The following is a 21,949-nucleotide window of genomic DNA, read 5'->3' on the forward strand; positions in this document are numbered from 1 at the left end:
GATTATGATCGAAGAAATGCTGCTGAAAGTCGATAACCTGAGCACATGGTTTTATACGGACGACGGGATTGTCAAAGCCGTCAACGATGTATCGTTTTCGCTGAACAAAGGGCACACGCTCGGTATCGTCGGAGAATCGGGCTGCGGAAAAAGCATCACCTCTCTTTCCGTCATGCGCCTCGTCGACTCTCCCCCCGGAAAGATCGTCGGCGGAAAAATCGTATTTAAAGGCGAAGATCTCTTGGCAAAAAGCGAAGAAGAGATGCGGCGAGTACGAGGTAAACGGATCGCAATGATCTTTCAAGAACCGATGACCTCTTTAAATCCCGTATACACCGTCGGCCGTCAAATAGAGGAAGCGCTTTTAATTCACGAATCGATGACGAAAAAAGAAGCGAAGCGCCGAGCGCTTGAAATGCTCCGCTTAGTCAGAATTCCGCTGCCGGAAAAACGATTCGACGAATATCCGCACCAGCTCTCCGGCGGTATGAGACAGCGCGTCATGATCGCGATAGCCCTCGCATGCAGTCCCGAACTTTTAATCTGCGACGAGCCGACTACGGCGCTCGACGTAACGATACAAGCGCAGATACTCGCCCTCATCGACGAACTCAAAGAAAAAACGGGAACGTCCGTCATAATGATCACGCACGATCTCGGCGTCATTTCCGAAATCACGGACGAAGTGCTCATCATGTACGCGGGCGAAATCGTCGAATACGCGCCGAAAGCGCAGCTCTTTAAAAATCCGCTTCATCCGTATACGCAGGGTTTGATCGCGTGCGTTCCGAAACTCGGCCGCGATTCCGACAGACTTCAGACGATCGAAGGAACGGTTCCGTCTTTCGACGATATGCCGGCCGGCTGTACCTTTTGGCCGAGATGCCCGTTCGCGGAGGCGATCTGTAAAGAGAAAAAACCCCCGCTCACGGATTGCGGCAATCGGACGGTACGATGTCACCGCTACGCAGGCAAAAAGGAGGACGCCGATGAACGATAATAATACGCAACACGCTCCGCTGCTGCAAGTGCGTCACCTCAAAAAATGGTTTCCGATGAAAAAATCGCTTTTTACCTTCGGCAGATCTTACATCAAAGCCGTCGACGACGTGAGCTTCGATCTCGAAAAAGGCGAAACGCTCGGCGTCGTCGGAGAATCGGGATGCGGAAAATCGACGATGGGACGAACGGTTCTCCGGCTCATAGAACCGACAAGCGGATCCGTCATTTTCAAAGAAAACGATTTAATAAAGATGCGCGGCAAAGAACTGCATAAAACGAGGAGCGCGATGCAGATCATCTTTCAGGATCCCTACGCATCGCTGAATCCGCGTATGACGGTCGGAGAAATCATCGCCGAGCCGCTCGACATACAGCTTCGGATCGGCGTCGAAGAAAAACGGAAGCGCGTCCTCGAAACGATGCAAATCGTCGGTTTAAACGCAAAATACTACAACCGCTATCCGCATGAATTTTCCGGCGGACAGAGGCAGCGCATCGGCATCGCGAGAGCCATCATTCTCCGGCCGGAAGTGATCGTCTGCGACGAGCCGGTTTCGGCGCTCGACGTTTCCATCCAAGCGCAGGTTATAAACCTGTTGCAGGAACTGCAGGAAAAAATGGGGATCGCGTATATCTTTATTTCGCACGACCTCAGCGTCATTAAACACGTTTCCGACCGCATCATCATCATGTATTTGGGACACATCGTCGAAACGGCGGCGAAAAAAGACATCTACGAAAATCCTGCACATCCCTATACGAAAGCGCTCCTGTCGGCCATTCCCGTTATCGAAGAAGGCAAAAAAGAAAAAATCATTCTCGAAGGCGATTTGCCGAGTCCCGCCGATCCGCCGTCGGGCTGCGTATTTCATACGAGGTGTTATATGGCGCAGAAAATCTGCAGCGAAGTAAAACCGGAAAACAAGGATTTGGGCGGCGGCCATTTTTGCGCCTGCCACTTTTGTAAATAAGTCGAAACATCCTGTATCAAAATATCCTGCAAAAGTTTTTATGGAGGAAATATGAAAATCACCGATATCAAAGTTCAGGCGGTGGAAGTACCGCTCAAAGAGCCGTTCCGCATTTCGCTCGGCGTTATAACGCATGCGAAGAGCGCGATCGTCACCGTCGAAACGGATGAAGGCGTCGTCGGATACGGCGAAGGCGCTCCGGGAATTTTAATAACGGGAGAAAACCTTCCGGGGACGGTCGCCGGTATTGAAATCATGAAAAGCGATCTGATCGGGCTCGATCCGCGCGATTTGGAATCGATCTACCGGGCGATGGGAAAATCGCAAGCGCACGCGCCGAGCGCAAAAGCCGCAGTCGATATCGCCTGTTACGACATACTCGGAAAATCGGCCGGTATGCCCGTGTACAAGCTGCTCGGCGGCTTAAACAATTACATCGAAACCGATATCACCGTCGGCATAGATACGCCGGAAACGATGGCTGCAAAAGCGAAAGATTGGGTTGCAAAGGGCTTTACGACGATAAAGACGAAGGTCGGCACGAATTTGGAAGACGACGTCGCGCGCGTCAAAGCGATCCGCTGTGCCGTCGGTCCGCAGGTCAAAATACGAGTCGATGCAAATCAAGGCTGGTCTGCAAAAGACGCCGTCAGGATCATCGAACACTTAAACGAATACGATTTGGAACTCGTCGAACAGCCCGTCCCCTACTACGATATCGCCGGTCTTGAATACGTCACCAAGCACACGGACGTACTCATCATGTCCGACGAAAGCTGTTTTACGTCGCACGATGCGCTGCACCTCATAGAGCGCAGAGCGATCGATGTGCTGAACATAAAGCTTATGAAATGCGGGGGCATCAGAGAAGCGCTTAAAATCAACGCGATATGCGAAGCGGCCGGCGTCGAATGTATGCTCGGCTGCATGGTCGAAGAGACGAACGTCGGCGTTACCGCAGCCGCAAGTCTCGGAGCGGCGGTAAAAAATATTACGCGTGCGGATCTCGATGCAACCTTTTCTTTAAGCGCACTGCCCTTTAAAGGCGGCATGCACGTAGAAAACGCGAACCGTATAACGCTTGCCGAAGAGCCCGGATTCGGTTTTAAAGGTTTGGAAAAATAAGCGCTGCGGGATTCGAGCAGAATCGATACTGCCGCAGCACGAGGAGATATAGGACTTATGTATTCCGATTTGAAATATTTGGAAGTACCGCTTCCCGAAGACGTACAAAAATTAAAATGGCACGGCGATTTTGCAGCGCTCGATGAATGCATCGCACACAAACTGCAAAAGGATATTCCGCACGCGCTTCGAAAACGCCTTGAACTCGAGCGGGAGATCGTCCGGCGCATTCCGCAGCAATATCCGTATCCGAAGGAAAAAGCGCTTGCGTTGTTAAAGGATACTTTTAAAGATTTTACGGAAAGCGAATTCCGCCGCCTGTGGCTGGAAAACGCCGTCGAATGGATTTACCGGGACGGTATCGTGTACCTGCACAAACTCTTTATCGACAACTTGGTAAAGACGCGGCAGGACTTCGCCTCGCGCTGTATTCATCCCGAAAATTTCGACGATTCGGCGGCAAACTTTGCGCTTTTAAATACGGCGATCGACGAGATAAAAAAAGAAGGACGGCTGACGTATTATTTCCGCATCAAAAGTACGCTTGAAGTGCCATCGTCATCCGTCGCAGCTTCCGATGCGCTGTGCGTTCACATACCCGTTCCCGTCGAATACGCACAGGTAAAAAATTTTAAACTGCTCGGCACGTCTCCGAAACCCGATTACATCGCCGCAAGCGATTACCCGCAGCGCACCGTCTGCTTTACTTCTCCCGCATCGGAGTGCAAAAAGTTTTCAGTCGAATACGAATTCGAAAATCACATCGAGTATAGGGAACTCTCGGCGGAAAACGTATCGGACGCACAACCGACGTTCTATACGGAAGAGCAGGCGCCGCACATACGCTTTACGCCGTACATAAAGACGCTCGCGACGGAAATCATCGGGGAAGAAACGAATCCGCTTGTCAAAGCGCGGAAAATATACGATTACATTACGACGCACGTCATGTATTCGTTTGTGCGAAGCTATATCACGATCGACGCCATATCCGAATACGTCGCATCGGGATTAAAAGGCGACTGCGGTATTCAAGCGCTGCTGTTTATCACGCTCTGCAGATACGCGGGCATTCCGGCGCGTTGGCAAGCGGGATTGTACGCGACGCCGCTCCGCGTCGGAAATCACGACTGGGCGCAGTTTTATATCGCACCGTACGGCTGGCTTTTTGCGGATTGTTCTTTCGGAGGATCGGCGTACCGTCACAAAGATATGAACCGCTGGAATTATTATTTCGGCAATATCGATCCGTACCGGATCCCGCTCGCATCCGACTTTCAGCATGAATTTGCGCTTTCCGCCGGAAACCTCAGAAACGATCCCTACGACAACCAAACGGGCGAAGCTGCGGTAAACGGGAAAAATTTATTCGGCGACGAATTCGATGCAAAAGCGGAAGCCGTCGCGATTCAAAAGCGATAAGACGCGAAAGACTTTTCGAAAATACGGCGCTCGTTTGCCTATCATGCAAACGAGCGTTTTTTTACGTGTAAAACTATCGGAAGGAAAGCAAGGCGTATACGAACGGACTTGGCAAGGCGAACAAAGCCGCACAGGCATTCAAAGCGATAAAAAACATACGTATAGTCCGGTACATTGATTTTTCAATAAACATCGTATCATACATCAGCTCCGTTTCTGGCACCATGGACAAAAGTATCGGAAATCCGGACATCCATACGATTTTTCGATCTTCGGAAAAAGATATACGATATCATTTATGCAACAAGCCGGAAATATATTGCTCCATCGCATTCGAGCCGCTGAGCTTTGTCGCAGCTTCTACACACTCATCCGTTTTTTCATCAAAAACAGCACCGTGCGTTATAAGAAAATCCGCTACGACGAATGCATTTTCCCGTATCGCAATATTCAATGCCGTATATCCGTTTCTTTTGGCCTGCCGCCTGTAATTCCAATCCCACAGAGCGATATCGCATCCATACACTCGCGCGTCGATATCCGCGCCGTTATCCAAAAGCAATTTCAACCAAGGGATCAATTTCTTCTCTTCGATTCCCGAATAAGCACGGGAAGAATGCAGATTCGGAAATTTTTCCGATTGTATCCTCGACGAAAAGAGGACATGCGCGACAAAAGGCCGCGTTTTCAAATTGGCTCCGTATTTAATCAACAATTCGGCTTTTTCATACGCAGTGTCGGTATCCTTTTCTTGAATTACTATCCAGAGCGGATTATGATATGGCCATGGATTATATCCGTCGTTTCGCGACATTTTGTTCGGATTATGTCCTCTTGCAAGCATATCCGCCATTTTTTCCGTAGAAGAATCCGTTACCGCTTCATAAAATCTGTCATCGTCCGTCATCGGCCAAATTCCGGGTTTTACTTCTTTTATGATGTCGGAAATAAATTCTCCCGTAAAACATAACATACAAATCGCAAGCGTTATCCCCGGAATCATCGTAATAATACCGGCAATACGGTTTTTTCGAAAAAGCATGATTCCCAAGAGGATAACCGTACCGCATATAGCGCATAAAATAACAAATGCAAAAAACAAATATGACACTATCATGAGAGCCCCCGCATACAAACTGCACGCCTTTGAAGCTTTTCCCAAAAGCAAAAGGGCTGCCCAAAAAGTCCCTTCTTTTTCGACAGCCCTTCGATCGGCAAAAACCGATGTTATTGATTATTAATTTCTACAGTGCGCATCGCGCACGGTCTTAACCGTACGTTGCGATAAAGACGCCGGCCGCGATTGCGGTTCCGATAACGCCTGAAACGTTCGGTCCCATCGCGTTCATGAGCAGGAAGTTCGACGGATCGAATTCCATACCGACTTTATTCGAAACACGCGCAGCCATCGGAACGGCGGAAACGCCTGCCGATCCGATAAGCGGATTGATCTTTTTATCTTTCGGCAAAAAGACGTTCATCAGCTTCGCCATCAAAAGACCGCCGATCGTCGCGATGATAAATGCGATGAGGCCGAGCGCGATGATGCCGAGAGAACTCGGATTGATGATCTTTTCGGGAGTCATCTGAGCGCCGACGCCGAGCGACAGCAAAATGGAAACGATGTTCATCAATTCGTTCTGCACCGTCTTTGAAAGGCGTTCGACGACGCCGACTTCTTTAATAAAATTTCCGAAGGCGAGCATGCCGATGAGCGGTGCCGCAGGCGGCAAAAGCAAAATCGTCAGGATGAGAAGCACGATCGGAAACATGATCTTTTCGGTGCGCGAAACGGGGCGAAGCTGGGGCATCGTGATGCGCCGCTCGTGGTGCGTCGTCAGCAGTTTCATGATGGGCGGCTGGATGAGCGGCACGAGCGCCATATACGAATACGCGGCGACGGCGACGACGGCCATCATTTCGGGGGCAAGCTTTCCTGCGACGTAGATCGTCGTCGGACCGTCAGCCCCTCCGATAATCGAAATGGCACAGGCCTGAAGCATATTGTAATCGACGCCGGGAATCAAATTGAAAAGGGCGACACCGAACATCGTCGCAAAGACGCCGAGCTGGGCAGCTCCTCCGAGAAGCGCGGTTTTCGGATTTGCGATGAGCGGGCCGAAGTCCGTCATGGCGCCGATTCCCATAAAGATGAGCATCGGGAAAAATTCGTTTCCGACGCCCGCCGTATAGATGATGTGCAGCATACCGTGAGGCGCTTCTATCATGCCCGCTCCGAGGATGTTCGCAAAGACGGTGCCGAAACCGATCGGAATCAAAAGAAGCGGTTCAAAGCCGCGCGCGGCTCCGAGATAGATTATTAAAAATCCGATCGCGATCATGATGAGGCTGTACCACGCGGGAACCTGCGCTCCCGCAAAGGGATCGTGCGCCTGCTTTGCCGCGGATGCAGCTGCGGCAGCCTGTTCCGCTGCCCTTTCCGCGACGGTTTTCGTGTGGATCATCTGATAGATGCCGGTATTTTCCCAAATGTTTTCGATAAAAGTTCCGACATCGATATTTTTGATTCCCTCGGAATTTTTAATCTTTGCGGTATTTATCGTGCGGAACGACGCGCGCTCTTCGTGTGTGTTTTGAGCGAACGCCGCGGGACGCACAAGGGCAAAGACCGATGCGATGCCGAGCATCAAAAACAGCGTAATAAGGATATGACGAGTGCTTGGTTTTGTCGTATTCATACTGCCTTCCCTTATTTGATTTCAGCGAGCGCCTGACCCGCCGTAATCTGAGAGCCCGGCTGAACGAGGAAGTGAACGGTTCCGGCCGCACCCGCTTTGATTTCCAATTCCATCTTCATCGACTCGATCATGATAACCGTCGTATCGGCTTTCACCTGAGCGCCTTCAGCCGCTTCATAGCGCAAAAGCGTTCCGGCAACCGGCGCGTTCACGGGTTTTCCGCCCGTCGGAGAGGCAGGAGAAACGGGAGCAGCTTTCGGTACGGGAGCAGCTGCTGCGGGCTTCGGAGCCGGGGCCGCCGCGACGGTGCCTCCGAGACTTGCGATAACTTGTCCCGCCGCAATCTGAGCGCCCGGCTGTGCGATAAAGTTTATTTTTCCGTCGGACGGAGCTTTTACTTCGAGTTCCATCTTCATCGATTCGATCATCAAAACGGTGTCGCCTTTTTTTACTTCGGCGCCGTTTTGCGCCACATAGCGCAAAAGCGTTCCGGCAACCGGAGCTTTGATATCGGCGCCGCCCGTAACGACGGGTGCGGCCGCGGGCGCCGAAGATGCGGCGGCATCGCCGAACGAAACGTTATACGACGTACCGTTTACAATGATGGTATCGCTTCCCGCGCTCGTGGTAACCGAGTAGGGAGTGCCGTTTACGCTTACCGTGTAGGATCCCGATTTCGGCGCACTTGCAGGAGCGCTTTCGGAAGCGGGTTTTGCGCCGAAAGTTTTTTGCGCATCGACCGGTCCCTTTGACCTCTCTTTGAAAAACTTTTCGGCGACTTTCGGGAACATCGCGTAAGTCAAAACGTCTTCGTCGCTTCCGTCGCCGCCCGCTTTTTTTGCATCTTCGACACATTTATCCCATTCGTTTGCGATGAGGTCGGCGGGGCGGCACGTAACGACTGAGTCCATATTGTTTTGCTTGAGCGCTTCTTTTTGCAAATCGCCGTTGACCGCAGCAGGCGTCGCTCCGTATCTTCCGGTGAGGAGATCGCGGAATTCCTGCGTAAGGCGTGCATAGCGTCCGAAAAGCACGTTGAACACCGCCTGCGTACCGACGATTTGGCTTGTCGGAGTTACGAGCGGCACATAGCCCACGTCTTTTTGCACGATCGGGATCTCTTTCAATACGTCGTCGATTTTATCCGCCGCGCCCTGCTCTTTCAGCTGCTTTTCGAGGTTCGAAAGCATGCCGCCCGGGACCTGCGAAACGAGGATACGCGTATCGGCTCCGTGGAATTTCGATTCGAGGGACGCATAGTGTTCGCGCACGTCGCGGAAATACGCCGCGATTTCGAGGAGCGCTTTCGTGTCGAGTCCCGTATCGTATTCGGAACCTTTGAGCATTTCGACGACGGTTTCCGTCGGGCTGTGGGACGTTCCCATCGCCATGGAAGAGATAGCCGTATCGAGGACATCGGCTCCCGCTTCCGACGCTTTCAAAAGCGTCGCAACGCTTAAGCCCGTCGTCGAGTGCGAGTGAATTTCGATCGGCATATCGACTTTCGCTTTGATCGCCTTAACGAGGTCGTAGGCTTCAAAGGGTTTTAACAAACCCGACATATCTTTGATACAAATCGAATCGGCACCGAATTCGGCATAGCGCTTGGCCAGATCGGCATACACTTCTTTTGTGTGATACGGCGTCGTCGCGTAGGAAATCGCCATCTGCACGTGTTTGCCGGTTTTTTTTGCGGCTTTCGCCGAACGTTCGAGGTTACGCGGATCGTTGCACGCATCGAAAATGCGGAAAATGCCGATACCGTTTTTTGCGGCGGCTTCGACGAACTTATCGACGACATCGTCGGCATAGTGGCGGTATCCCAAAAGGTTTTGACCGCGCAACAGCATCATGATCTTCGTGTTGGGCATCGCCGCGTGAAGTTTGCGCAGGCGTTCCCACGGATCTTCATTTAAAAAGCGGATGCACGAATCGTAGGTCGCGCCTCCCCATGCTTCGGCGGAATAGTAGCCGATTTTATCGATCATCGGACATGCGGGAAGCATATCCGCAGTCGTCATACGAGTTGCGAGCAGCGACTGATGTGCGTCGCGTAAAACGAGTTCCGTGATTTGGACTTTCTTTGCCATAGTGTTTTCCTCGATGATTTATTTGTGAACGGCGGCAGCGATCGCAGCAATAACTGCGTCGTCGTGCCTCGCCGGTGCGGGTGCGGGAGATTGCGCGGCTTCTTTTTTTTCTTCTTTATCGAGTTTGAGCGCATGAAGTGCGACGTGAAGCAAATGCATGCACAAAATCATGATAATAAGAAAAGAGAATACAACGCCCATTCCGAGCAGCGTCAGTATGCCGCTCTGCTGAAGCATTTCAGCTATTGTCATATTTCCTCCAACGCGGTATTGCACTCGCAATACCTATTGATTTTAAAAAACGATTATTACGATTTTAGAGTAAAGCGTCCTTTTTTTCAAGCCGGCCGGTGTGTCGCGTTGTACCGATAGCAGGGTATCCGGTCTTCGGGAGCCGCAGCTAAAACATATCCTGCATGGTATATACGCGGCCTTTTTGCAGCGTTCCGGTTTTCAACGCGGAAGAAAATCGTTCGAGAGAACGGACGGCGCCGAAAGCAAATCCCTCTCGGCTTCGAGCGCGGTGCGTAAGTTCGATCGTGTCGGCCAGTCCGTCAAAAAACACGGTATGCTCTCCGGGATTCGAACCGCATCTCGTACTGGCAAGGCTCAGTTCGTTTTCTTCGGGTTTTCGGTGAAAAGAGTCGGAGACGATTTTCGTTTTCGCCGTATATTCGGCCATAATGCGCCGTGCGATTTCAAGCGCCGTACCGGACGGGCTGTCGGCTTTTTGATTGTGGTGCGCTTCCCACACCGCAACGTCGTAGTCGGAACAGTTTTTCATAAGGCGGGCGGCTTCGGAGACGATTTTGTAAAACATATTGACGCCGATGGAAAAATTCGACGAATAGAGTAAAGCGCCGCCCGTATCTGCGGCGCGTTTTTCCACAGCCCGAAGACTCTCCGTCCAACCCGTCGTTCCGACGACGAGCGGGATCGAAAGCGGAAGGAGCGAGTGCATATTTTCGACGGCAACCGACGGCCGGCTGAACTCGATGACGCCTTCGGCTCCGGAGGATTTTACCGCACGAGCCGTATCTTCCGCCGAAGCGGGTTTTACATCCGCATCGGAAGCTGCGGGATCTGCGGTAAGAACGATGCGGTGGCCGAGCCGCTCCGCAGCATTTTTAATCATGTGCCCCATCTTTCCGTAGCCGACGATCGCAATATTCATACATACTCCAATATTATTAATTATTAATTTACGGATCAACCTTCGGGTTCGAAACGCCGAAGGTCAAGCGAAATACGCTTTGTGCAGTACGCGCACGGTTTTATCGGCTTCTTCGTCGTCGACGATCATGCTGATATTCACTTTGCTCGCACCCTGACTGATCATCTGCACGTTGATATTTTCATCCGACAAGGCTTTAAATCCCGCCGCGAGGATCGCCGAAGAATGCAGCGCGTCGCAGATGATCGACACGATCGCTTTTCCGCTCCGTGTCCGCACTTCGGCGACGTCGCTCAAATCGCGGATCAAACCCGAAAGATCGGTCTTAGTATTTACCGTCAGCGAAACGGATACTTCGCTCGTCGCAATCACGTCGATGCTGATATTCCATTTTAAAAACTGATTGAATATGTGCGCAAGAAAGCCGACCGCGCCGAGCATGCGCGTCGAAGCGATATCGATGAGCGTTACGTGTTTGACGCCCGTGATCGCGCAGACGGGAGAAGCTTTTCCGTTATGCGTTTCGACGATGATCGAACCCGGGCTTTCGATATTGTACGAATTCTTTACGCGGACGGGAGTTGCAGTGCGGCGGCACGGGAGCATCGAACGCGGATGCAGCACTTGCGCGCCGAAAAATGCAAGTTCCTGCGCTTCTTCGTACGTTACTTCGCGTACCGGCTTGGCGTCGGGACAGATGCGGGGATCGGTCGTCATGATGCCGTCGACGTCTTTCCACGTTTGAATCTCTTCCGCACCCGCCGCAGCCCCTATGATCGTCGCAGTCAAATCGCTTCCGCCCCGCCCGAGCGTCGTAATATTGCCGCTTTTGTCTTTTGCGATAAAACCCGTCACGACCGGAATGCGCTCGTCTTTTCCGGAGGCGTATGCATGCAAATGCTCCGGTATCGATTGCCACACTTCATCAAGGAGTTCCGCCGACATAAAATTGCCGTCGCTTACGATGCCGATATCCCATGCATCGTAAGGTAAAGCGGGAATCCCTTCTTTCGTCAAATAAGCAGAGGCGATACGCACCGACATGCGCTCTCCGAAGGACACGAGATAATCGCGCGTGCGTTTTGTCAATTCTTTTATCATCGAAATGCCGGTCAAAAGCTGCGTCAATTCGTTTATTAAATCTTCAATCGTGCCGCTCGGCAATCCGAGTTCGCGCAAAGTTTCAAAATGAAGAGAAGCGATCTGTTCCATGCTTACGACTCCGCCGAGCGCTTTATCGGCCGCTTCGAGGAGATGATCGGTCGTATCGCCCATCGCGGAGAGCACGACGACCGGCCTGCGTTTTTGATACGCTTTAATAATGGATGCGACATGCCGGATGCGCTCCGCATTTGCGACTGACGAGCCGCCGAATTTCATAACTATCATAGCTGTACTATAACAATGCGCGCAGTCTTTTGCAAGTTTGCGGACGGCACTGCTTTTACTGTTTAATTTGGTACAGAGATAATTCAGAGGTTTTTGTTTTTACTTTAAGCTCGTCGATGGCAACATAGACCTGCAGCACCTTGGCACTGCAGGTTCAGGCATCCGACCGGTATATGAAAGTCCATCACTTATTTGCACCGCAGATGTTCCGCACCGGCAGTATGCAATCGCGCTTTAAGTCCTGCCCCAATGTAAATTTGTATTCACGGCAAAAATGTGCCGTAAGCTCAAAGATACGCAGGGTCATCTTATAGACGTCTTTAAAGATCGGAAGTTCGTAATACAGTGCCATACTAATTCAAGTATTTATGTTCTTGCTCTTTTGCATATCATAAAAAGTGGAAATTGCCAAAGGAAGTAATGACTCCCATTCTTTGCGATTTTCTAAATCAGCATACGCCTTATAGACCTTCCACCAATCGGCAAGATTATCATTACATAGTTCAGCAGCAGCCTTTATTTTTCTATCACTATTTTCATCAATACTCTGAAAATTTTCACATCGTATAGTAACTTTCCCAAACTGCTTGCTTTCTTTATCACAAAAAGCAAAATCATACTTTGTTTCCATACCATCATTAAGAACATCTCCACGTATTGAGAGATCGTTATCCATCTTAAAAATTTCATTCATAGTTTTCCTCCAAATTTTTCTCCGAGCAAACCGGCGGTGCCGGTTTGCTTAAACAGTTAAATAGTTAACGTTCGCTCCGCTCACGTTAAAAGCCGGCTATACACCACACATCGTTATTGCCGTACTTGCTGTAGTAGCCGCTAAGGTAGCCGCTGCCGAAATCCGCAAGCCACGCATCCTTATCGCTGTAGGAATACTGCGACGACGACCAGTACCACCCCGTCCCGAGACTTGCATCCGCATAGGAAGAAGCCGAACCGCTGATTTTTAAAAGACTTTCATTTACCGCCTCCTTATTTTTATACACTTGGCAAAGTTCTGCTATGCTCGGCATATACCACGCGGGCCGTGCCGATCCGAGCTGCGCCTCATACGCCGTATTGTACTTCAGTACCCAATCGAAGGCAGGGTAATTCACGGCAGCATTTGCCGTTCCTTCGGGGTCGGCCGAACATATATAGTCCCAGTTGTCGCTTCCGTCCTCATCTCCCGTAAAAGCCGTCATAGCGGCCGCTCCGCTTTGGTTATATACGCTCGGCGTGCAGACGATCCCTCTGAAGTACGTTCCGTAACCCGTCGTACCGCTTTTTGCCCACCGCAAAGGACCGCCCTTGTGCAGCGCGACGCCGATCGCAGCACCATATACGTTTTTCCCACAGACGACCGCAACGGGCGGATTGCCCGGATCTACTGCCGTAAAGCCGTCTTTATCGACTGCCGTATTATCCGCAAGGACGATTTTTCCGGGCGTCCAGAGACTATAGTCTTTTACGGTAAAGGTGCCCGTTTTGCTTGCGCTTCCGGAGCTTACCGTAACCGTGTAGCTTCCCGCGGCACCCGGTATGGTAAGGCTTACTTTCAGTGTGCGGTCGTTAATAACGGTAAAGACTGCACCGTTTGTGATCGAAGACGTTGCACAACTTACCGAAAAACTCGATGCGCTGATTCCGGGCGCTGTGAAGTTCACACCCTTTACGGTCGCCGTTAAAAGAGAATCTTCTTTGGAAGTTCCCGCATTCGGAATCCTAAACGATGTGAATTTAGGACTGCCGTACACTCGAATCACCGGATTCCAGAGACCCCAGACACTCCCATCGTGTGACGTTTGAACGGTTTCGCCGAAAAACACTTTCGCCGTAAAAAAATCTTCGTCCGACGGAACGGGGATGTCCGCCGTCAGCGTTGTAAGCGTGCTGCCCGTATGCGTCGTATCGATCGGTACGGCGCTTCCGTAAGCGGCTCCGGTACTGTCGTAGAGCCGGACTTTGATACCGCCTGCAATATCGAGATTTACCCCCTGTATCGTGATTTTCGTTTTTGTCGAAGGCGTTACCGCGCTCGACGCTATCTGCGTTACGCTCAATTCGGGATTGGCGGTAAGACGCGCTTCGTTGGAGACGACAAAGGCTTCGGTAACGCTTTCATAACTTCCGCAGAGTTTTACCTTTACGGTATATGTTTTCCCCTCTGCAGTCGCCTGACTTCCAGAAAGAGCCGGAGCGGTAAGCGTTACCGTCGCCTTGTTGTGTGCGGCATCTACAGCAGCGTTTTGAAGACCGCCTATGAGCGTAGTGCCGTCGAAGACGCCCGCCTTTACCGTCGGGTCGCTTTGGCTTCCGATAAGGCCGAAGTTGCTTCCGGTAAGAACTGCCGTTATCGTACGGTCGGTATCGTTATAGGCAAGGTGCGTACGGCTCAACGAAACGGTGCTTAAAGAAGGTCTCACCGAAGCGGTAACGGTAGCGGTAAGTTCTTCGCTTTCGTTTCCGACCGCATCCTTTGCGGCGACGGAAATCTCATACACACTGCCGTCGGAAAGTATGCCCGTCATTTCATAGCTTGTGTCGGGTTTTGCGATCGGCACTTCCGTTTCGCTTCCCGCACCTTTTTTCCAGCGCAAAACGCATCCTGCAAAGTCGGCGTCCGCGGGGTTCGTCCACGTTACGGTGATCTTCCCGCTTCCCGAAGCGTAGGCTGCCGAAAGGTTTTTCACTTTCGAAGGAGGCGTTTTGTCTATATTCGAAACGGTGATCGTCTTTATCTCGCGCCTCCCGTCGTTATCGACTACGGCGACCGTATAGGTGCCGTTATCGCTTACCGTAAAACTTCCGCCCGAGATAGCGGTACCATTTGCCAAAACTTCATCTACGGTTTTGACGCCCTGCAACCATTTGGCGCTCTGTATCGACGTACTCGATGTAAGCGTTACCGTAACACTTCCGTTTGTGGGGGTCGCGGGGCTTTGCGTAAGCGTAATCGTCATAGGGGCGCCCGGTACGGATGCGCTTTGCGTACGTGCCGTTTTGCTTACCCCTGCGCTTTTGTTGAGCAACTTGTCTATCGTCTTTATCGTAAACGTGTATTCCGTGTCGGCGTTTAAACTTTCTGCGGTATAAGTTACATCCTTGCCTTTTTCAGCTGCAAGACAAACGGCATATTTAAGCGAGCCGTGAGCGGGGTTTGCCGTGATTTCGACCAGGTAAAGGTCGTCGTCGGCAGGGTTTTTCCAGCTCAAATTGACGACGCTTGCACTTCCGGGCGTCGCCGTAAAGTTTGCAACTTCGGCAGGCGGAGTTTTGTCTATATTGCCGATCGTGATCGTCTTTATCTCACGTCTTCCGTCGTTATCGACTACGGCGACCGTATAGGTACCGTTATCGCTTACCGTAAAGCTTCCGCCCGAGATAGCGGTACCGTTTGCCAAAACTTCATCTACGGTTTTTATGCCCGGCGACCATTTGGCGCTCTGTATCGACGTACTCGATGTAACCGTTACCGTAACACTTCCGTTTGTAGGGGTCGCGGGGCTTTGCGTAAGCGTAATCGTCATAGGGGCGCCCGGTACGGATGCGCTTTGCGTACGTGCCGTTTTACTTACGCCTGCGCTTTTGTTGAGCGATTTATCAACGGTCTTTACCGTAAAAGTGTATTCCGTGTCGGCGCTCAAAGCGTCCGCACTATAGCTTACGTCTTTCCCCTTTTCCGCCGCAAGGTATATGGCAGTTTTAAGCGAGCCGTGAGCGGGGTTTGCTGTGATTTCGACCAGGTAAAGGTCGTCGTCGGCAGGGTTTTTCCAGCTCAAATTGACGACGCTTGCACTTCCGGGCGTCGCCGTAAAGTTTGCAACTTCGGCAGGTGCTCTCGTATCCTTCGGCGGCTGTGCCGGCGTTTCGGCATTTTGCTGACAGCCTGCAAGCAAAAATACTGCGGCAAGCGCGATAAAAGCCGCCGCAACCTGACGGAAAAACGCAAAACGTTTTTTTCGATTCGTCTTCATATTGTCTCCTAAATATTACCTACACCTATACGTGTAGGCTGCCTACACTTGTGCGTGTAAGGTGTCCACACCTATGTGTGTAAGCACCCTACACCTATGCGTGCAGGATGCCTACACTTATGCCGTAACGGTAAGCGGCTTTGCAAAACGTCCGGCTTTCATCGCTTTAAGCGGTTTTCCGCCTTCGGCAAGTTTTGTCCTTACTTCCACATAATACGTTCCCGCCGAAAGCGAGTTCGGTATCAGCGCCGTAAGGCGGGCGGGCTTATTTTCGGCGATGACTGAACAGCGCACGGCTTCTCCCGTTTCCGGCACGAAAAAGATACCCTGAGACTCGTCTTTCGCGTCGAATTTCAGGCGGCTCCCCGTTATCTGCACGATACCGCCCTTCGTCAGTACCGTATTTACCGTGTCCGATACGACGTCCTTTACTTCGGTGATGTACGGATCGGTGCTTGCAATTTGCGTTTTTTCGCACTTCACTTCCTGCAGGGCATCGCGAAGGAGGGTTCCCGCCGTCATATTGAGGTTTACCGCGTGACGCTTTTTGTCGAAAGCGTCGTTCGCTCCGTCGAAGACGCCCGAAATACTCATACTCGTGTTGAAAAGCGGCGTATTGAGCGCGCTGCCGTTGGCTATGACCAGGGCGCACACTTCCCCGTACACTTGCAGTACCGCCGCCGCATCCGCTCGGGTTACCGACGAACCCTTTTCCATCATCAAGCTGATGATTTCGTCAAGCGTGTACGATCTCACATCCGCTGTCTGCGCCATATACTTATCAGGCGCCGGCGTCAGCAGGTTTTCGCGCAATGCATACTTCAACATACCAACCTCCTCTTGTATGAAACCATCCGCTTCCGCGAACGGAAAGCGGCATACAAACAATGAAGGGGAAACGGCAAAACGCGCGGAGAAAGTATTTCCGCTCCGCGCGCAGAATATGAGATAAAGCTGTCTGATTTTATTTAAAGAGAGTTCGCCGTGAAGCCGTGAAGCCGTGAAGCCGTGAAGCCGTGAAGCCGTGAAGCCGTGAAGCCGTGAAGCCGTGAAGCCGTGAAGCCGTGAAGCCGTGAAGCCGTGAATTTTGCGCGATGTGCCTATGCGTGTCAAGTACCCCGTACGACTTATACGCTGCAAATACGTTTTTCATCGCTTACAGTATATGCCGTATGCGCGGAAAAGTAAAGGCATTAATAATTGATAATTTGTAATGGGTAATGGATAATTGATGGGCAAGCGGTAATGATGGAATGCGGGACGGTCTCGCGGCAATGCGACCATATACGCTACAACTGCGGAAAACACGATGTGCGCCGAGCCGGCACCGTATGAGACTGCGGTTACAGCTTTTCGATTTCAGCTTGGGTGAGGCCGGTCATCGTGCAGATTTCGGCAATCGGATAGTTATGCGTTCGCATGAGCTTCGCCGTTTCAATCGCTTTTTGATATGAGCCTTTCGCTTCGCCTTCTTTCAATGCAATTTCCCGTTCTTCTTCCCGCTGCACGGCGATATCGACATCGTAATCGTATTCGGCTATGAGCATGTTCATCACCTCCTTTGACTTTCTTTGTAAATACTCCCGCAGGATGTCGTTTTGTATGCACTCTTTGATCGCATTCTTAAAGCCGTTTTCACTGTCGAGCTTCGTATGCTTGCGTACGGCTTCGATGAACAGCGGTTACTTTAAAGAGCTTCAACTTCCGCTTGGGTGAGGCCTGTCATCGTGCAGATTTCGGCAATCGGATAGTTGTGCATTCGCATAAGCTTCGCCGTTTCAAGTTTCGCCTGATATGAGCCTTCGGAAATGCCCTGTGTAACCCCAAGAGAAAAACCTTTCGCTTCGCCTTCCTGTAGCGCTTCTTCTTTCTGTACGGCGATATCGACATCGTAATCGTATTCGGCAATTAACATGTTCATCACCTCCTTTGACTTCCGTTGTAAATACTCCCGCAGGATATCGTTTTGTATGCACTCTTTGATCGCATTCTTAAAGCCGTTTTCACTGTCGAGCTTGGTATGTCGCCTCACGGCTTCGATGAACAGCGTGTATTCTTCAAGCGGTTTACATGTATGCAATATCTTACTGCCTTTATTATAATTGATATTTGTCACGCTGACAACAAGTTCGAGAGCAGGCTTTTCGGGTATAGTCATAAAGGCATCGGAAAGACGGAGCGTCGTGCTTTCGGGGTAATCCTCTTTCCCGTTGTAAAATACGTAAAACTCAGGTGTCGGAATCTTTTTCAGGTGCTTGAGATAGCGGTCTCGCGGATTTTGGATTTGCTCGTACAGGCGGGCGGCATACTGTAAAAATCGCAGCGGCATATTAGCATTTACAGTAGCTTGATGTTCTACGAGAGCGATGATTTTGTCATCTATGAGATAGGCGACGTCATTGCGGAAAGCCATATACATCACCTGTTCGAGACGGAGCGGCTCAAGCTCGGCAGATATGTCGAGGTGAATCCCGTGGAGCGCATTGTAGAGCGAGAGAAAATTGCTCTTTGCGTTTTTATCTTCGCCGAAAAAATCGACGAAGACCGAATCCTTATACCGCCGATTATGCTTTGCCATAAGACCTCTCAAAAAACTTTTGCAGGAAGTTGTAACTTCCGAAAAAGTTTTTTCTGTGCGCGCGAGCGCACACGTTCAATCGGCGAGTTTGCAACGCAAACTCGAGATAAAAAGCGGAGGCGCTATTTCAGCCGATGCTTTTTATCGACCTCCCTACTATATATCGCTAAGATATTGCGATTTCGGAGTTTTTTTGAAAAAGATTCCTGCGCGGCAAGCTGTGCGGAGGACGGGGCGTTGCGGGGTGTCCCCGCCGGAAGGGGCAGCGCGCAACGGAGTGCGCGCGAGGGGAAGGCTTTCCCCTTTAAAATCTATTTTACGGATAAAGCCCTGCTTTTTCTATCGTACAATATTTTTCTTTTTATACGTTTTATGCTATAATACGACGCGCAAACCGTTTATCATAGGTTCAATCTCATAGCTTCGGAGGCCTCACATGCAGACAGAATTGCTTTCGCCCGACATCGAAACCCTCGTCAAAGAAGAACGGTATGCCGATGTCGCACGCTTTTTGAGTACCCGTCACCCGACGGAAGATGCCGAACTCATCGAAGGTTTGGAGCCTGAAGAGATATATCACCTGTTCAAAAAGCTCGATCCGCGTACGGCGATCGATATTTTCCGCGAACTTCCCGATACGCTCCAATCGGAAACCGCAGAGCTTTTGAGCGACGGAGAACTCACACGGCTGCTCAAAATCCTGCCGCCGGATGAACGCGCAGACCTCGCAAAATCGATTTCGGAAGACCGGCTCGACGAAGTGCTCCCGCTCCTCGCGCAAAAAGAGCGCGACGAAATCAAACAGCTTTCGTCTTACCCCGAAGGAACGGCAGGATCGGTTATGACGACCGATTACGTCGCGTTCCCCGAATCGTTTACGGTACAGGAAGCGATCAACCGCATACGGCTTGAAGGCGCGCAAAGGGAAGCGGTATCGATCATATTCGTACTTACCGAAGAAAGAAAACTGTGCGGCTATGTAACACTCACCGATTTGATTTTGGCAAAACCTACAGCGACCCTGGCTTCGATAAAAAAAGAGCCGGCAGGAGAAATCACTGCGGACGCCGATCAGGAAGAAGCGTCGTTTACGATAACGAAATACGGCCTTCTCGTTCTCCCCGTCGTCGACAGCTCAGGGCTCCTCATCGGCATCATCACGCACGACGACGCGATGGATGTCGTCGAAGAAGAGCGTACGGAAGATATGGAACGCTTTATGGCGATCACCGGAAAACATCAGGAAACGTCGTACTTGAACACGTCCGCGTGGGCGCATTTTTCACGGCGCGTCATCTGGCTGGTCATACTTGCAATATTCGATTTTTTTTCGGGCGCAGTACTGCAGACATACGAAAACACGATCGCACACCTTATGCTCCTCACGTTTTACATTCCCATGCTCACCGATATGGGAGGCAATACCGGAAGCCAAGCCGCCACGGTTATCGTTCGAGCTCTCGCGCTCAAAGAAATCGACAAGAGCGATATACTGCGCGTCGTATGGAAAGAGCTCCGCATTTCGCTTATGCTCGGCCTCGTACTCGGAGCGATCGCGTTTTTGCGCGTCAATCTTATGAGCGGCGGTACGACCATCCCCGCCTCTCTCACCCTCGTACAGATAGGAGTTGCCATTGCGTTCGCGCTCGCCGTACAGGTTATCTCCGCAACGATCATCGGTGCGGCGCTTCCGCTTATTTCCGCCGCGTTCAAAGTCGACCCCGCACTCGTCGCAAGTCCCGCGCTCACGACGATCGTCGATATCACGGGGCTTTTGATTTACTTCGGCATTACCAAAGCAATGCTCGGCATATAGCGTGAACACCTATGTTCCGATCACGTTCGCGCCCTGTGCTCGACGCGTAGAGCATCGTCTTCGACCAATATCGCTTCATCGTTGGCGATCGCAAGCAAATTGAGCGAAGCCGAATATTCGTCGATTATTTTTTTCGCCGATTTTTTAAAGGGAAAATTCCGGACGTGCGGTACCGTATAAAAATCCGTCAAACCCAGCGCATCGAAATTCGTCAATTCGGGCGCTTTTGCACTTGAGTCCATCGCTTTTGCGTATTCGATGTTTTTTGCCGCGACGATCGAGCCTGCCGATTCTCCGATGTAAAGCTTTCCGTCTTGTACCGCTCGAACGATGACGGCATCGGCTCCCGTCCGTTTCAATTCCTGCAATAAAAAAAACGTATTGCCGCCGGAAACGTACATGCAATCGTTTACAGCGATCCTGCGGCGGATCTCATCGGGATTTTCCGACGACAGGTCCAAAACATCGACGATCATACCTAAACTTTCAAGCGCTTCTTTTCCCGCTTGTACGTAAAACGTAACTTTTTCCACAGTACTCGCGGTCGGTATAAACGATACCGTTTTTCCCGTAAGTTCTTTTTCAAAGAGCGGCAACAGTCCTGCAACGTCGACAAAAGATGAAGATAAAAATAATTTTTTCATACGATGATCACACTCCTCTGTATTTTATCATACGATCGCAGTATACTGAAAAAAGGTGTCATATTACGACACCTTTAAAATCTTATTACAGGGAAGTGCATCGTGAACAAATCGGAACGCTTGCAGGATATGATGTTCTTTTTAAATGATAAAAATTCGTTTAAACTCGCCGACATAATGCGTCACTACGACATATCGAAAAGCACGGCGCTCCGCGACATAGCCTCTCTCGAACGCATCGGCATGCCGATATATGCCGAACACGGCAGAAACGGTGCTTACCGCATACTGCAAAACAAGCTCTTGTCTCCGATTCTTTTTACGCTCGATGAAGTGCTCGCCCTCTATTTTTCCATGTGCACGCTTCGAGCATACGAAACGACGCCCTTTCATCTGAGCGTCGATAAGCTGAAAGAAAAATTCGAAAGATGTCTTGCGCCCGAAAAGATACGGATGCTGCACCGCATGGAAAAAGTTTTTACATTCGACGCCGTGCGCCACAATCATCGCTGCCGTTTTTTGCGCGAGGTTTTACGATCCGCCGTCGAAGAGCGGGTGTGTTCCGTCAGCTACGCGAAAAATGGCATAAAAACCGTATACGTCGTTCAATTTTTCGACATATCGGCTTCGTACGGTCAGTGGTATGCGACCGGTTACGATTTCGAAACGAAAAAACCTCGCGTGTTTCGCTGCGATAAAATTATGTCGCTCACACAGAACGATCGCCGAAAAGCGAAGCCTCTTTCACAATTTATTAAAAGCACCGATGCGCTGTACAAAACTCAGGGCGCCGTCGAATTCGAAGCCGCCGTCTCGGAAAAGGGAGCCGATCTCTTTTACAAAGAACACTATCCGTCGATGCAGCTGTATACGGAACACGGCGGCTATATTGTCAAAGGCTTTTATAACAAGGGCGAAGAAGCGTTTATCGCGCAGTATTTTATCGGTTACGGAGAAAACGTTTTGTCGGTGAAACCGGCGGCATTGAAAAAACTCATTGCCGCACGGCTGAAAAAACTATCACGTCGGTATACAGCGGAAAAGAAAGCGCCGACATAATGCGTCGCT

Annotated in this window: 19 protein-coding genes; 6 read left to right on the top strand and 13 right to left on the bottom strand. The window is 50.8% G+C overall.

Annotated elements, in window-relative coordinates:
- Positions 1-4: 4 nt before the first annotated feature.
- From H9I36_RS06115 to H9I36_RS06130, 4 genes are read left to right on the top strand one after another with little or no spacing between them, the layout of a single operon-like run.
- The gene (locus tag H9I36_RS06115) at positions 5-1,000 is read left to right on the top strand and encodes an ABC transporter ATP-binding protein (RefSeq protein WP_187384489.1); all 996 of its coding nucleotides are present in this window, start codon (positions 5-7) and stop codon (positions 998-1,000) included.
- Entirely contained in the window at positions 990-1,973 is a 984-nt protein-coding gene (locus H9I36_RS06120) for an ABC transporter ATP-binding protein (protein WP_187384490.1), read from the top strand. Before H9I36_RS06115 ends, H9I36_RS06120 begins: the two co-directional genes overlap by 11 nt.
- A 51-nt stretch (positions 1,974-2,024) precedes the next feature.
- Complete coding sequence (locus H9I36_RS06125) at positions 2,025-3,098, top strand: mandelate racemase/muconate lactonizing enzyme family protein (protein WP_187384491.1); 1,074 nt, start codon at positions 2,025-2,027, stop codon at positions 3,096-3,098.
- A gap of 57 nt (positions 3,099-3,155) precedes the next feature.
- Positions 3,156-4,520, top strand: coding sequence for a transglutaminase-like domain-containing protein (locus tag H9I36_RS06130; protein WP_187384492.1), 1,365 nt, complete (start codon positions 3,156-3,158; stop codon positions 4,518-4,520).
- A gap of 292 nt (positions 4,521-4,812) precedes the next feature.
- On the opposite strand, the gene H9I36_RS06135 is transcribed toward H9I36_RS06130, so the two are convergent.
- The 12 genes from H9I36_RS06135 to H9I36_RS06190 all read right to left on the bottom strand — a co-directional run bounded on the left by H9I36_RS06135 (position 4,813) and on the right by H9I36_RS06190 (position 18,421).
- Positions 4,813-5,637, bottom strand: a complete 825-nt coding sequence (locus H9I36_RS06135) for an ankyrin repeat domain-containing protein (RefSeq protein ID WP_187384493.1) — start codon at positions 5,635-5,637, stop codon at positions 4,813-4,815.
- 151 nt (positions 5,638-5,788) lie between these two features.
- Complete coding sequence (locus tag H9I36_RS06140) at positions 5,789-7,219, bottom strand: sodium ion-translocating decarboxylase subunit beta (protein WP_187384494.1); 1,431 nt, start codon at positions 7,217-7,219, stop codon at positions 5,789-5,791.
- An 11-nt stretch (positions 7,220-7,230) separates the two neighbouring features.
- On the bottom strand, positions 7,231-9,309 hold the full coding sequence (oadA, locus tag H9I36_RS06145) for a sodium-extruding oxaloacetate decarboxylase subunit alpha (RefSeq protein WP_187384495.1): 2,079 nt from the start codon (positions 9,307-9,309) through the stop codon (positions 7,231-7,233).
- 18 nt (positions 9,310-9,327) lie between these two features.
- Positions 9,328-9,561, bottom strand: a complete 234-nt coding sequence (locus H9I36_RS06150) for an OadG family protein (protein ID WP_187384496.1) — start codon at positions 9,559-9,561, stop codon at positions 9,328-9,330.
- Positions 9,562-9,709: 148 nt separating this feature from the next.
- Positions 9,710-10,483: a 4-hydroxy-tetrahydrodipicolinate reductase gene (dapB, locus tag H9I36_RS06155; RefSeq protein WP_187384497.1), complete on the bottom strand. Its 774-nt coding sequence runs from the start codon at positions 10,481-10,483 to the stop codon at positions 9,710-9,712.
- Positions 10,484-10,546: 63 nt separating this feature from the next.
- Positions 10,547-11,872, bottom strand: coding sequence for an aspartate kinase (locus H9I36_RS06160; RefSeq protein WP_187384498.1), 1,326 nt, complete (start codon positions 11,870-11,872; stop codon positions 10,547-10,549).
- Between the two features lie 184 nt (positions 11,873-12,056).
- On the bottom strand, positions 12,057-12,224 hold the full coding sequence (locus tag H9I36_RS06165) for a four helix bundle protein (protein WP_187384499.1): 168 nt from the start codon (positions 12,222-12,224) through the stop codon (positions 12,057-12,059).
- A gap of 6 nt (positions 12,225-12,230) precedes the next feature.
- Positions 12,231-12,566 carry a hypothetical protein gene (locus H9I36_RS06170; RefSeq protein WP_187384500.1) on the bottom strand — a complete coding sequence of 112 codons (336 nt, stop codon included), beginning with the start codon at positions 12,564-12,566 and terminating at the stop codon, positions 12,231-12,233.
- Positions 12,567-12,651: 85 nt separating this feature from the next.
- Positions 12,652-15,843: a fibronectin type III domain-containing protein gene (locus H9I36_RS12905; protein WP_255422679.1), complete on the bottom strand. Its 3,192-nt coding sequence runs from the start codon at positions 15,841-15,843 to the stop codon at positions 12,652-12,654.
- 117 nt (positions 15,844-15,960) lie between these two features.
- Positions 15,961-16,671: a DNA-binding domain-containing protein gene (locus H9I36_RS06180; protein ID WP_187384501.1), complete on the bottom strand. Its 711-nt coding sequence runs from the start codon at positions 16,669-16,671 to the stop codon at positions 15,961-15,963.
- 515 nt (positions 16,672-17,186) lie between these two features.
- Positions 17,187-17,396 (bottom strand): hypothetical protein, encoded by a 210-nt coding sequence (locus tag H9I36_RS13050; protein WP_370586953.1) that lies wholly within the window; start codon positions 17,394-17,396, stop codon positions 17,187-17,189.
- A 134-nt stretch (positions 17,397-17,530) separates the two neighbouring features.
- On the bottom strand, positions 17,531-18,421 hold the full coding sequence (locus tag H9I36_RS06190; protein ID WP_187384502.1) for an Rpn family recombination-promoting nuclease/putative transposase: 891 nt from the start codon (positions 18,419-18,421) through the stop codon (positions 17,531-17,533).
- Between the two features lie 436 nt (positions 18,422-18,857).
- Here H9I36_RS06190 and mgtE point away from each other — a divergent pair, with 436 nt between their 5' ends.
- Positions 18,858-20,237: a magnesium transporter gene (gene mgtE, locus H9I36_RS06195; RefSeq protein ID WP_187384503.1), complete on the top strand. Its 1,380-nt coding sequence runs from the start codon at positions 18,858-18,860 to the stop codon at positions 20,235-20,237.
- A gap of 20 nt (positions 20,238-20,257) precedes the next feature.
- Here mgtE and H9I36_RS06200 read toward each other — a convergent pair whose 3' ends face one another.
- Positions 20,258-20,881, bottom strand: coding sequence for a peptidase E (locus H9I36_RS06200; RefSeq protein WP_187384504.1), 624 nt, complete (start codon positions 20,879-20,881; stop codon positions 20,258-20,260).
- 102 nt (positions 20,882-20,983) lie between these two features.
- On the opposite strand from H9I36_RS06200, the gene H9I36_RS06205 reads away from it, so the two are divergent.
- On the top strand, positions 20,984-21,940 hold the full coding sequence (locus H9I36_RS06205; RefSeq protein ID WP_187384505.1) for a helix-turn-helix transcriptional regulator: 957 nt from the start codon (positions 20,984-20,986) through the stop codon (positions 21,938-21,940).
- The last annotated feature ends 9 nt before the right edge of the window (positions 21,941-21,949 follow it).

Source organism: Treponema sp. Marseille-Q4130, from assembly GCF_014334325.1.
Classification (GTDB): domain Bacteria; phylum Spirochaetota; class Spirochaetia; order Treponematales; family Treponemataceae; genus Treponema_D.